The 11831-nt window shown below is 36.8% G+C and carries 14 protein-coding genes; 4 read left to right on the top strand and 10 right to left on the bottom strand.

Annotated elements, in window-relative coordinates; genetic code table 11:
- Window positions 1–307 precede the first annotated feature (307 nt).
- Both hemE and H6F47_RS24680 read right to left on the bottom strand, forming a co-directional pair.
- Window positions 308–1360, bottom strand: coding sequence for a uroporphyrinogen decarboxylase (gene hemE, locus H6F47_RS24685; protein WP_096569179.1), 1053 nt, complete (start codon window positions 1358–1360; stop codon window positions 308–310).
- A gap of 196 nt (window positions 1361–1556) precedes the next feature.
- Window positions 1557–2816 carry an ABC transporter substrate-binding protein gene (locus H6F47_RS24680; protein WP_236104105.1) on the bottom strand — a complete coding sequence of 420 codons (1260 nt, stop codon included), beginning with the start codon at window positions 2814–2816 and terminating at the stop codon, window positions 1557–1559.
- Between the two features lie 357 nt (window positions 2817–3173).
- Here H6F47_RS24680 and H6F47_RS24675 point away from each other — a divergent pair, with 357 nt between their 5' ends.
- Entirely contained in the window at window positions 3174–4247 is a 1074-nt protein-coding gene (locus tag H6F47_RS24675) for a glycosyltransferase family 4 protein (protein WP_190651437.1), read from the top strand.
- A gap of 108 nt (window positions 4248–4355) precedes the next feature.
- Here H6F47_RS24675 and H6F47_RS24670 read toward each other — a convergent pair whose 3' ends face one another.
- Complete coding sequence (locus tag H6F47_RS24670) at window positions 4356–5099, bottom strand: class I SAM-dependent methyltransferase (protein WP_190651435.1); 744 nt, start codon at window positions 5097–5099, stop codon at window positions 4356–4358.
- A gap of 190 nt (window positions 5100–5289) precedes the next feature.
- Between H6F47_RS24670 and H6F47_RS24665 the strand changes: the two genes are divergently transcribed.
- Window positions 5290–6033, top strand: coding sequence for a methyltransferase domain-containing protein (locus tag H6F47_RS24665; RefSeq protein WP_137668326.1), 744 nt, complete (start codon window positions 5290–5292; stop codon window positions 6031–6033).
- Window position 6034: 1 nt separating this feature from the next.
- Here H6F47_RS24665 and H6F47_RS24660 read toward each other — a convergent pair whose 3' ends face one another.
- From H6F47_RS24660 to H6F47_RS24645, 4 genes are all read right to left on the bottom strand, one after another.
- Window positions 6035–6934: an LD-carboxypeptidase gene (locus H6F47_RS24660; protein WP_190651433.1), complete on the bottom strand. Its 900-nt coding sequence runs from the start codon at window positions 6932–6934 to the stop codon at window positions 6035–6037.
- Between the two features lie 302 nt (window positions 6935–7236).
- Window positions 7237–8325 (bottom strand): chorismate synthase, encoded by a 1089-nt coding sequence (gene aroC / locus H6F47_RS24655; protein WP_190651431.1) that lies wholly within the window; start codon window positions 8323–8325, stop codon window positions 7237–7239.
- 74 nt (window positions 8326–8399) lie between these two features.
- The gene (locus H6F47_RS24650) at window positions 8400–8621 is read right to left on the bottom strand and encodes a type II toxin-antitoxin system HicA family toxin (protein ID WP_096569159.1); all 222 of its coding nucleotides are present in this window, start codon (window positions 8619–8621) and stop codon (window positions 8400–8402) included.
- The gene (locus H6F47_RS24645) at window positions 8618–8836 is read right to left on the bottom strand and encodes a type II toxin-antitoxin system HicB family antitoxin (RefSeq protein WP_096569157.1); all 219 of its coding nucleotides are present in this window, start codon (window positions 8834–8836) and stop codon (window positions 8618–8620) included. The genes H6F47_RS24650 and H6F47_RS24645 overlap by 4 nt, the downstream gene beginning before the upstream one ends.
- 206 nt (window positions 8837–9042) lie before the next feature.
- Between H6F47_RS24645 and H6F47_RS24640 the strand changes: the two genes are divergently transcribed.
- Together H6F47_RS24640 and H6F47_RS24635 are read left to right on the top strand one after the other, a co-directional pair.
- Window positions 9043–9441: a hypothetical protein gene (locus H6F47_RS24640; protein WP_190348703.1), complete on the top strand. Its 399-nt coding sequence runs from the start codon at window positions 9043–9045 to the stop codon at window positions 9439–9441.
- A gap of 208 nt (window positions 9442–9649) precedes the next feature.
- On the top strand, window positions 9650–10351 hold the full coding sequence (locus tag H6F47_RS24635) for a hypothetical protein (RefSeq protein WP_190651429.1): 702 nt from the start codon (window positions 9650–9652) through the stop codon (window positions 10349–10351).
- Window positions 10352–10422: 71 nt separating this feature from the next.
- On the opposite strand, the gene H6F47_RS24630 is transcribed toward H6F47_RS24635, so the two are convergent.
- The 3 genes from H6F47_RS24630 to H6F47_RS28225 are packed head-to-tail and all read right to left on the bottom strand — an operon-like array spanning window position 10423 to window position 11290.
- Window positions 10423–10599, bottom strand: coding sequence for a type II toxin-antitoxin system HicB family antitoxin (locus H6F47_RS24630; protein WP_096569151.1), 177 nt, complete (start codon window positions 10597–10599; stop codon window positions 10423–10425).
- Window positions 10600–10635: 36 nt separating this feature from the next.
- Complete coding sequence (locus H6F47_RS24625) at window positions 10636–11073, bottom strand: hypothetical protein (RefSeq protein WP_190348705.1); 438 nt, start codon at window positions 11071–11073, stop codon at window positions 10636–10638.
- Between the two features lie 4 nt (window positions 11074–11077).
- On the bottom strand, window positions 11078–11290 hold the full coding sequence (locus H6F47_RS28225) for a hypothetical protein (RefSeq protein WP_228051674.1): 213 nt from the start codon (window positions 11288–11290) through the stop codon (window positions 11078–11080).
- Window positions 11291–11831 lie beyond the last annotated feature (541 nt).

Here is an 11831-nt window from a genome sequence, read left to right as displayed (position 1 = left end):
AACAATGTATTTTTTCGCTAATATGTGATTTTTTAGGCTCAGTTTCCTTTCTTATTTCCGTAATTTCTCTATGTGCCAGATCAGGGTGCGGAATGTGGGATTCAAAGAAGCAGAAAATCAAACTAATCGTTTAGAACAGATTTTCAAAACAGAGATTTAGGAAGGGATAACCAGGATTAAAAGATGCACAGGATATAGCTGTTAACTTACTGAAACATAACAGATATTTCCTCATCTGCGTTCATCTGCGTTTATCTGCGTTCCCTAAAAATTAGGTGGGTAAAAAACCCACCCAATAAACCAGAAACTAAACCAAAGCGTTGAGATTTTTGGCAGTTTCAAAGAAATGAGCGACATTTTCTTCTGGTGTTTCTGGTAATACACCATGTCCCAAATTAAGAATATGTCCCCAGTCGCCGGCTTTGCGAACAGTGTCCAAAATGCGATCGCGGATAAATTCTTTAGAACCAAATAACACACCCGGATCAAGATTACCCTGTACTTTCACGTCTTTACCCAGTCTTCTGCGTGCATCTGCCATATCCACTGTCCAGTCAATAGTCAGGATATCTGCACCAGAGGTAGCCATTCTTTCTAAAAGTCCTGCACTACCAGTCACTAACAAAATTAACGGTGTGTCAGGATGAGTTTGTTTCACCAAATCAAACACCATTTTTTGGTAAGGTAAAGCAAAGGTATCATAGTCTTGGGGGCTTAATTGTCCTGCCCAAGAATCAAACATCTGCACCACTTGAGCGCCACAATCAATTTGATAACGCACATAATCAGCAATGGACTCAGCCAACTTAGTTAATAGCTGATGCAGAATTTTTGGATCTGAGAAAGCCATGTTTTTAATGATGGAATAGGTTTTAGAACCTTTACCTTCCACTGCATAGGCCGCCAAAGTCCAAGGAGCGCCCACAAAACCCAAAACCGTTGACTTATCGCCGACTTCTTGCCGTAAAGACCCCAAAATGGTCTTAATAAACGGTAAAGCAGCTTCAGGATCTAGGGGACGCAGGTTATCAATTTGTGCTTGTGTGCGAATGGGCGAAAAAATAATCGGTCCCTTCCCTTCCGCAATATCCATGTCAATACCCATACCAGGTAAGGGGGTGACAATATCGGAAAACAAAATTACGCCGTCGGGTTGAAAAGCTTTCCAAGGTTGCAGGGAAACTTCGATCGCAACTTCAGGAATTTCTGAGCGTTCCCGAAAAGAAGGATATTTCTCCCGCAAGTCCCGATACGCTTTCATATAGCGCCCCGCTTGTCGCATCATCCATACAGGGGGACGATCTACTTTTTCACCGCGTGCAGCCCTAAGGAGGAGAGGAACTGTTGAGGAAACACCCATTTAACACTACATCCTAAGTCACTTTTATATTTCACTGTTTAGCTTATCATCCTCAGATTACGCTTGAGTCCTATCCTCCAAAAGCTCTAACACTTGCTTTACTTAACTTAATAAAACGTTAAAATTGATAATTGAGGAGTCAGGAGTCAGGAGTCAGGAGGTAAATATTTCTCCCCAGTCCCCAATGACCAATCACCTATTTTTCTCCCCAAATCACTTCTAACCGTTCCTGAGCTTGTTTTAGGGCGGCTTCAGGGGAAGATTTACCTAGTAATGTAGCTTCTATTGCTCTACCTAAACTATCAGAAATGCGACTATAACCAGCTATTGTAGGTCGAGAACCAGCCACAGGAATTTGGTCTACAAACACTTTTAACCAAGGTCTGGATTTGAGATATTCTTGGTATTCTGGGCTTTGTGCAGATTTGATATTTACAGGTAAAAAACCAGTACCCATTGCCCATTCGGTTTGAAATTGTTTACTGACAACAAACTCTAAAAATTCCAAAGCCGCTTTTTGTTTTTCTGGTGTAGTTTTCATTAAATAAAAATTGCCATTACCTATGACTGTCGCCCGTACTTTATTTTCAGGAATGGGAAACACACCAAAATCAACATTAGAGTTTTTAATATAAGTCCAGGGTCCAGTAATTTGCATCGCTACACGACCTTGAATAAAAGCATCTTCTTCATAGCCTCTTTCCGGGGGAGAAAGAGTTGCTGAACCATCTTTAATTAAGTCTTGCCAAAATTGTAATGCTTGAATAGCATCTGGATTATTTAAATTAGGATGGTTATTATTTAATATTTCACCACCTGCACCTAATAAAAAGGGAAACCAACTAAAAACAGTCCATTCTTGCTTGCCCAAAGGTAATAAAATTCCATATTGTTCTGGACGTTGATCGCCGTTGCGATCAATAGTTAATTTTTTGGCAACTTCCCTTAATTCTTGCCAGTTTTTAGGAGTTTCACTAATTCCCGCTTTTTTAAATAAATCATTTCGGTAAAAAATGCCCAGATTAGCAGTATAAAGAGGAACTGACCAGAGGTGATCATCTAATTGTAATTCCTCTATCACTTGCGGATAAATTTCCGATTTGGCCGCTGATTGATTAAACCAATCATCTAAAGGTTCAACTGCTCCTAATTCTACTAACTGTCCAGTTATTTGGGCAGAAAAATTTAAAATATCTGGAGCCGCATTACCTACCACTGCGGTTAATATTTTCGGTAATTGTTCCTCTGGTGTACCTGTGAAAATTGAGTCTACATGAATATGAGAATTTTCCTGATTAAATTGATCTACTAATTTATTGAATACATCCCGATTCACTGGCGGGTTAATTCCTTGCCATAAAGTCACATGAATGATATTATTATCTTTTTGAATATTCTGCTGACAACTAAATAGAAATAGGAAACAAGAAATCAAGATGATTACCGTTGTGAACATCCTCTGAGTGGAATTAAAAAACCGAATCCTGATAAATTTCATGTTGGTGGCTGAGAAAATTGCTGATTTATTAGGGATTTTCACTTGATCATTATATATCGTAATTTGTGATTTATATTCATTAACTCTCAAAATTTTATAGCCTAATTAAATGGCTACATATATCATGCTTGCACGCATTTAATCAAAGCCGCAATATATAAAACTCAGATTGGTAAATTAATTACCCGATGTCAAAGCAAAAATAATTAATCACTGGAGGCTGAAAAATTATCACAAAAATATAGTATTCCTATTTAATTTGTAGAGTTACTCATGTATGATGATAACTGCAATTTTTAATTGAGGATATTAATGATGAGTCAACCGACTTACAAATTATTATTTATGTCCACAGGTGTTGGTGCTTTGGGTTCAGGGTTAGGTGGTGGAATAGAAGTCACCCTCCCCAATATTGTCAAAGCAATGCAGCAAAGAGGACACACAATAGATATTGTTGCACCAGCAGGTTCTCGCAGTGGTTCGTTACCTTTGATAGAAATACCCGGAAATACACAAAATGCCGCCCAAGATCAAAAGTATGATGCAGAAATTGGCATTCCCACAAATTCAGTTTTAGCAAATATGTGGAGTTATGCTTATCAAGTACAGGGAAATTATGATTTAATTTTGAATTTTAGCTATGATTGGTTGCCATTATATTTAACGCAATTTTTTCCTCGTCCAGTAGCCCATTTAATTAGTATGAGTTCTTTACTGAATGCGATGGATGACATGATTGCCAAGGTAGCAACTCAGTTTCCTCATGCTATTGGTGTTCACTCAAAAACACAAGCTGCAACTTTTCCTTGCCCTGATGAATGTGTTTGTTTATTTAATGGATTAGACTTGTCTTTGTATCAGTTTTGTGATCAACCTGGTAATAGCTTAGGTTGGGTAGGCCGCATAGCACCAGAAAAAGGTTTAGAAGATGCGGTAGCAGCAGCAAATACTTTAGGAATGCCTCTAAAAATCTTTGGTTTGATGCAAAATGAGGAATATTGGCAGCAAGTTCGTCAAGCGTATCCCGATGCACAGATAGATTACCAAGGATTTGTCTCTACAAACGAATTACAAGCGGGACTGAGGGAATGTCAAGCTATGTTAGCTACTCCCCACTGGATAGACGCTTTCCCCACTGTAGGTTTAGAATCTTTAGCTTGTGGAGTACCGGTGATTGCTTATAGTCGGGGCGGTTTAGTGGAAATAGTGGAAGATGGCAAAACTGGGTTTTTGGTTGAGCCAGATAGTGTACAAGGTTTAATAGATGCTGTTAAACGGGTACACACTATTGATCGTCAAAATTGTCGCCAGCAAGCAGAGAGTTTATATTCTTTGGCGGCAATGGGCGCTCGTGTAGAACAATGGTTTGAGAAGATTTTACACAGATAAGAAAAAATCAATAGTTTGCTTATTCCTTATCTGTTTTTACTGAACATGATATGACAGCAAAATATTCAAAATCTTTTGGGGTAAGCATCTTGCTTACCTCCAATTATTTTATGATACTTGGCGTAAACGTTGAGCTTCTGCACCAAAATTCGGATTTTCAATTACATGATTGGGTTGACTCCATTGAGAGTTTTTTGGTGTAATTAAGGAAAAGCAATCACACAAAATATCGCCACACCAATTAACTATTTCTTGGTGAAAACATTGTAAGCCAGCCTCTTGGGAGTATTGCTCAAATAGTTTAGCACTCATGCTTTCTGCTCGCCAATGAATGTTTTCTACCTCTAGCTTTCCAGTAGCGGGATTGAGATAATTGCCCAAGTTAGAATGATGGATAAATCCTACACCATTGGGTTTAAGTTTCAGGGCTATCTGTTGTAAATAGGATTTAATGACATCTTTTTCCACATGGACTAAGGAATCAAAACTAAAAACGAAATCAATAGATTCATCTTCAATCATGGTTAATGATTTTCCATCATTGACATGATATGTAATGTGAGAACAATCTGCAAAGCGTTCTTGACAAGCGGCAATACACTTTTCAGTTAAATCTACGATAATTAAATCTTGACAATAATCCTTTAAATATTGTGTCCAACGTCCAAAACCAGGAGCTATTTCTAATATTGTTGTTCCTGTTTTTGTCTCAGGAATAAAGGTTTTAATTCGCGGATGTATAGTTCCAAAAAAACAGTTATCTGTTCCACCCCATGAACTCGACCATTCATTACCCTGATCTTTCCAATCGTAGTTAGACCATTTATTTAAGTTTTCCTGAACACTAGGCATTTTGATCTCCTGTCAATGAAAATATGTTAAAAATACGAAGATACAGCACTTAGGCTAGAGTGTGTACTTATGACTATGCAGCAGTTTAGGTCAATTTCCGATACAATTGTGAAATTGATGTGCTTTTAGGCATAATATCAAATATTACGCATGATTTAGCTAAATTATTGTATTCAGCAGGTAGAAAAATATGATCACACCACCTATTCCATCTTTTTTAAATAGCTTTTGGGAAGATGCTTTTAGTTTAAAGCAACATCTCCAGGAATTTTTAAGTTTGGATGAGCAAACATTAGAAAGTAAATTAGCTGCTGGTCAAAAAGAAATGGCTGAGTTAGGCCATAAAGATTTTGACTGGGAAAAAGCCACAGCTTTCTATCAGGATCAGGTAAAAAATGAGTATCTTTTTGAGCTTGGAGCATGGCATTTAAACAGTCATGATTATATTGGTAATACTTTACTATTAATTGCCAAATATGCTCAAGGTAGGGTATTAGATTTTGGTGGGGGAATTGGTACTCATGCTATTGGTGCTGCACTTTCGCCAAATGTTAAAGAGGTGTTTTATTTTGATATTAATCCGATTAATTGCGAGTTTGTCGAATATCGAGCTAAACAATTAGGGTTAGACAAAAAAATAATTTTGTGTCAAGAAATGCCTAGTTCAGAAATGTTTGATACTATTGTTTGTTTTGATGTTTTAGAACATTTACCAGATCCTATTCAACAATTACTTACATTCCATCAGTCTTTAGATGATGCAGGAAAAATCATTATGAATTGGTATTTCTTTAAAGGTTTTAATCAAGAATATCCTTTTCACCATGATGAACCAGAATTGCTAGATAGGTTTTTTCAGACATTACAAACTAAATTTGTAGAAGTTTTTCATCCTTATTTAATTACTGCTCGTTGTTATCGCAAATGGAGTTAATTTAAGGAATAATTTCTAATATTCCCTGATCTGCGTCTAATGTTGCTTGTACCCCCACAGGTAAAGCTGCATTAGGGCTATCATGACCAAAGGGTAAATCGGAAACAATGGGAATATTGAGATCAGATAAGCGATCGCCCAAAACCTCCTCTATACTCAAACTGGGTATATTCGGAGGTGCATCACACTTGGTAAAACCTCCCAAAGCAATACCGCGAACCTTAGATAGCATACCACTTAACCGCCATTGAGTTAACATCCGATCAATTCGATAGGGTGGTTCTGTCACATCTTCCAAAGCCAATATTACACCATCTAGATCCGGTAAAAGTGGTGTACCTAAAAGATGGGTAGCCACTGTGAGATTACCAGGAAGTAACACCCCTGTCACTGTACCACCACCCCAACCATTACCCTTTAAAGGTGCGATCGCTCGACCTGCTAAAATATCAAGTAACCGTTTTATTGACCATTCTGGCTCATCTTTGAGGGTAGTGAGTACGGGACCATGCACACCAGAAATACCAACTTTATAGAGACTCCAAAGCAGGGCTGTGATATCAGAAAAACCGATCAACCATTTAGGATCAGCCGTTTTTTGTTCCCAAGTCCAATTTTCCAAAATGCGGGTACTACCGAAACCACCCCTAGAGCAGATAATACCGCGACATTCTGGATCATGCCATGCTGCGGCCAGTTGTTGACGACGGTGATCATCAGTACCGGCAAGATAACCATGTCTACTTTCTAGATTATCGCTAATTTGGATATTGTAACCGTGCGCTTTCCAAATTTCTAGACTTTTTTCAAAAGCTGCAAATTCTCTTAACGCACCACTAGGAGCAATAACGCGCAATAAATCACCGGGTTTTAGAGGAGGAGGTAAGATGATGGGAGGCATGAATTTTAATTTATAACTAACCGCAAAGTACGCAAAGTTCACAAAGAAAGAACTCAAGCAAAAAATTTTTATTCAGTATTCATCTCAATTAAGTAAGATATCATACAGGACTAACTAAAAATTCCTCTTCTAACCTCTTTCCTTTGCGTTCTTTGTGTCCTTTGCGGTTCGTTTTCTTCTATTTCCTACAAATGAACCACGAAGACACGTTCACCGAAGGTGTTCCCGAAGGGTAGGAAGCGAAGAAAAGAGAGTTTGAGAGAGATTTTCAGTTATTTTGTAAGTTCTGAATTTCCAAATCTCTACAATAACTTACACTGTCCATGATGCCTTAAAAGATGATCGCATAAAACCAAAGCTACCATCGCATCAACCATAGGAACAGCACGGGGTAACACACAAGGATCATGTCTTCCCTTTCCTGCTAAAACCGTTTCTTCTCCTTCTTTAGTGACGGTTTTTTGTTCTTTTCTAATAGTTGCGGTTGGTTTGAAAGCAACTCGTAAAATAATATTTTCGCCGTTAGAAATTCCTCCTTGAATACCACCAGAACGGTTCGTTAATGTTCTAATTTCTCCGTTTTCATCAATATAAAATTCGTCGTTATGTTCAAACCCTGTTAATAATGTTCCGTCAAAACCTGAACCAATTTCAAAACCTTTACTTGCAGGAAGTGACATGACTGCTTTTGCTAAGTCTGCTTCTAATTTATCAAAAACCGGTTCTCCTAAACCTTTGGGAACATTCCGCACCACACATTCAACTACACCACCAATAGAGTTACCATCTCTACCAGTTTTTTCAATTAACTCTATCATTTGGTTGGCAATTTCCCCATCGGGACAACGCACAATGTTACTTTCTACATCTTCCAAGGTGACGGTGTTTGTATCAACATTTCCTTCTAAGTCTTTGATGCGTTTAACATAGGCGATAATTTCTACACCTGCAACTTGACGGAGAATTTTTTTAGCGATCGCACCAGCAGCTACTCTCCCTATTGTCTCACGCGCTGACGACCTTCCGCCACCTTGCCAATTTCTAAATCCATATTTTGCATCATAGGTAGCATCCGCATGGGAAGGACGGTATTTTTGCGCCATCTCATCGTAGTCTTGGGAACGGGTATCTTTATTTCTGACTAAAATTGCGATGGGTGTTCCCAGGGTTTTACCTTCAAATGTCCCTGACAATATCTCACAGGTGTCTGCTTCTTTGCGGGGTGTTGTGATTTTACTTTGTCCTGGCCGTCTTCTGTCTAGTTCAAATTGAATTTCTTCCGGGGAAATTTCCAGTCGTGGGGGACAACCATCAATTATAACACCCACACCACCCCCGTGAGATTCGCCAAAAGTCGTGATTCGGAAAAGATGACCAAATGTGCTACCCATGTTGTTGAGGAAATACAGTCTGAATTATGTATTTTACATGGTGTTGTACCAGAGATCATGCCTTTATTGCTGTGTCACAATAATTCAATAAATTCATCTACACTTAAACCTGCTTGTCGAATAATTCCTCGCAAAGTACCCCTATCTAATTCTTTATGATCTGGTACAGATATTGTAGTTCTCGGTTCTTCACGAACCAATATAATGTGACTTCCTCTTTGTCTATCTACAAAAAAGCCGATTTTTTCTAATGCTTTCACACACTCTAAACCTGAGACAATAGGTAATTTACTCACACCAACACTACCTCAACTGTATCTTCTGGAACAGGTTCACCTCTATCTTGTAAAACTTCAATATATAGAGATATTGCTTCTTCAATATTAGCTAAAGCTTCCTCACGGGTTTTACCCTGACTAATACAACCGGGTAAACTGGGTACTTCAACAACAAAATACCCATCTTCACCATGAGATAACAGCACTTTACGTTGAGATTTCATTGTTTTCATAGTTCAAGGATTTTTTTGATGGAATAAACAATCTGGTTCAATTTATTTTATTTAGGTAAATCATTTATATGATATAACATTATTTGTCAATTTGCCAAATGTATTTTAAATTGAGATTGGCATTGTTAACGCTATGTTGATTATGCAAATTACAAACCGTGATGTAAAATGGTTATGATATAAAGAAACTTCCAAAAATATACATTATGATGCAGTTTACAGTATTCTACTCTTGGCAATCTGATTTACCAAAAGAAACTAACCAAGGAGTAATTAAAGGGGCTATCGGAATAGCGAGCAATAAACTGGAAAATGAGTTTAAAGAAATTGATTTACGTATTACTTTAGATGAAGCAACACGTGATCTACCTGGAAGCCCTCATATACCATCCGCTATTTTTGATAAAATTGCATCTGCTGATGCCTTTATTTGTGACATAACTACAATTAATAAAGAAGTTATAGAAGCTATCAAAAACCTGCAAGCTACAGAAGGTAGAAAAAAGCCACAAGAAGTAAGAACTGTTCCCAACCCAAATGTAATGATTGAACTAGGATATGCAATTGCGCTTCTTGGTTGGGAGAGAATAATTAGGGTTTGCTGAATAAACCTAAAACCTTGATATATCAAAGGTTAGAGGCTGATAAACACAGAAATTAGTGCAAGGGTTTTGAAGGGTATACCGGAAAAAGTGTGCATTTTTGGGGATTTCAAGAGATGGCAAAGAAATTTTCAAATCTCCTCCTGACTCCTGACTCCTGACTCCTGACTCCTATGCCCTCACGGAAAGACTTTCTCAGCAACCCCTAATTATGTTATTCAATACATCCTATGGTGATTTAAAAGATGCACCTTTTGATATAGTTGTCAATCGCATTACTGACTATAATTCAAGTCCTAAAGCAGAATATTTTACAGAAAAGCAGTTGCAAGGAAATCAAAAACAACTCAGCCAGAAAATTCATGAAGCCTTAAAACTAATTATTGAAAAATCGCCGAATAAACCAAAATACAAAGCTGAACTTACCCCAGAAGAAATAAAGCGTAAGCGTGACATTTCCACTATTCAAACTATTCTGGAAACAATTCATATAACGAGTATTAAGAACCATATAAACGAAGCTCCACAAAAAGTTTATACTGAAATATTCTACTTTTATAACACTTTTGAAGGAAAATTGACGAGCGGAAACTACCACCATTATGATGATAAACTTAAAGACTTAGTAGAGAAAGTTCATGTTACATGGGGTAAAACTCTTTCATACGGTGAACATTATCATTTTCCACCAGGTCGTTGTCTCTTTTTTCAAGTTCATGACTATATGCCATTAACCGACAAACAACAAAAAGATTGGAATGATATTGAAAAAGCTTTAAGAGAGCTTGAATCAGTATTTGATGAATTGCTGAATTACATTAGAGAAAATTATTTAGAAATTGATCTTCAAGAAACAACCTCTACAGCGTGGCGTGAATATGTTGATTTCATGAATGAAAATAAAAATGAATAAAATTTAATCATAAAAATTCCCATCCTGTAAATCCTTAAATCCTGGACATCCTGATTCAGACAAAAATAAATTTAAAACATCTTCTCAAATTCTGATAATGTTTCTATATATAATTCAACTGCTTCCTTGATATTTGCTTGTACTGCTTCTAATGAATCACCTTCAGATTGACAACCAGGAAGTTCAGGACAATAAGCATAATATCCATGTTCATCTTTTTCAATGACAATACTAACTTTATAGGACATAAAATAAACTTTCCTTGTTTACTAAAACATTGACTATCATATCATATTTTCCATTTGCCCATTATTTCGCAATATAAAAATGCGGTGTTTTGCTTCTTTCAAAATTTCTTGGTTATTTACATCAGTTTGTTTTGCACATTCTAACTCTAACCTTTCAAACAAATAACCATAAACCTCTAAACCCTTTTCATAATTTTCCGGTTGATGCAATAAATCATCACAAACCTTTAAAGTATCAAAAGCAAATTGATAATTACCCTGTTCACAATGATGATAAAAAGCATCAATATAATCTGTTAAATCATCTTCCCAATCCCAATTTTCCAGCCAATCACCTTCTATATCATCAACATAAAGATGAATATAATCAGCACCATAATTTTGCTTATCTAGTTGCAACTGCTGTGATGCTTCTAGATACTTCCAATCTATCTCAGAACTGGACTGATTATAAATCTTTACATCGTTAGTCATAATACTATCCAGGAAAAGGTATAACAGCAATAAAATTAGTCGGGCGATCGCTACTCTCTTTTAGCATAACATCAGCTAACTTGAGTAGATTGTTTGGACTGTTCACTTGATCATCATGAGCAACCAATAAAGCCCTTTTAATACCCCAACATGATAGAGTGTTATTCCATCGCTGCTGCTTATTTAGAAAATCAGGGTTGGGTTGTCCATCCTGCAAGTTAGAAATAGATAAGTTTCAATATCATAATAAAATTCATTCAGGAAGTCTAATAAAAATCGTTTTTTATCTAGAAGTTCATTTTTATATTTAGATAGTGTCATTCCAATTTCTCTAATCCTATCTGCTAACTTAGGTTCTATCAATAAAGCTTTCTTTTTTAAAAGTTGCAACCTGGGCTTAATCTCATTTGCTTGTAGTCTAATCCTGTTTTTGGTCAAGTCAAATCTCCATCAACCGTTATTAAGGTAATTTTATACCATTTTGTTTATTAAGTTTATCAAACATGGGTATTCCAGAAAAACATCCCATCAAAATTATTTAACATTTACTTTTGCAGTAACTAAAACGTAAAATATGTAATAATTCCTACCTTCCTGAAACTCCTTAAAATTTCCATCCTGTACATCCTTAAATCCTGGATATCCTGATTCTGACAAAAAAATACCCCCCATTTCTGGAGGGTATTTTCTTATTTAACTAAGCTTATTAAACCCAGTTTCAGATTAACCGTTGATTGCAGGAGCAGTCAAAGCAACAG

The organism is Sphaerospermopsis sp. FACHB-1094, assembly GCF_014696195.1.
In the GTDB taxonomy this organism is placed as follows: domain Bacteria; phylum Cyanobacteriota; class Cyanobacteriia; order Cyanobacteriales; family Nostocaceae; genus Sphaerospermopsis; species Sphaerospermopsis kisseleviana.
This window is presented reverse-complemented; position numbering and strand designations above follow the sequence as displayed.

Excerpts from the sequence above, each read along its gene's own strand:
- hemE (WP_096569179.1), bottom strand. The coding sequence starts at position 1,360 with ATGGGTGTTTCCTCAACAGTTCCTCTCCTCCTTAGGGCTGCACGCGGT.
- H6F47_RS24680 (WP_236104105.1), bottom strand. The coding sequence starts at position 2,816 with ATGTTCACAACGGTAATCATCTTGATTTCTTGTTTCCTATTTCTATTT.
- H6F47_RS24675 (WP_190651437.1), top strand. The coding sequence starts at position 3,174 with ATGAGTCAACCGACTTACAAATTATTATTTATGTCCACAGGTGTTGGT.
- H6F47_RS24670 (WP_190651435.1), bottom strand. The coding sequence starts at position 5,099 with ATGCCTAGTGTTCAGGAAAACTTAAATAAATGGTCTAACTACGATTGG.
- H6F47_RS24665 (WP_137668326.1), top strand. The coding sequence starts at position 5,290 with ATGATCACACCACCTATTCCATCTTTTTTAAATAGCTTTTGGGAAGAT.
- H6F47_RS24660 (WP_190651433.1), bottom strand. The coding sequence starts at position 6,934 with ATGCCTCCCATCATCTTACCTCCTCCTCTAAAACCCGGTGATTTATTG.
- aroC (WP_190651431.1), bottom strand. The coding sequence starts at position 8,325 with ATGGGTAGCACATTTGGTCATCTTTTCCGAATCACGACTTTTGGCGAA.
- H6F47_RS24645 (WP_096569157.1), bottom strand. The coding sequence starts at position 8,836 with ATGAAAACAATGAAATCTCAACGTAAAGTGCTGTTATCTCATGGTGAA.
- H6F47_RS24640 (WP_190348703.1), top strand. The coding sequence starts at position 9,043 with ATGATGCAGTTTACAGTATTCTACTCTTGGCAATCTGATTTACCAAAA.
- H6F47_RS24635 (WP_190651429.1), top strand. The coding sequence starts at position 9,650 with ATGTTATTCAATACATCCTATGGTGATTTAAAAGATGCACCTTTTGAT.
- H6F47_RS24630 (WP_096569151.1), bottom strand. The coding sequence starts at position 10,599 with ATGTCCTATAAAGTTAGTATTGTCATTGAAAAAGATGAACATGGATAT.
- H6F47_RS24625 (WP_190348705.1), bottom strand. The coding sequence starts at position 11,073 with ATGACTAACGATGTAAAGATTTATAATCAGTCCAGTTCTGAGATAGAT.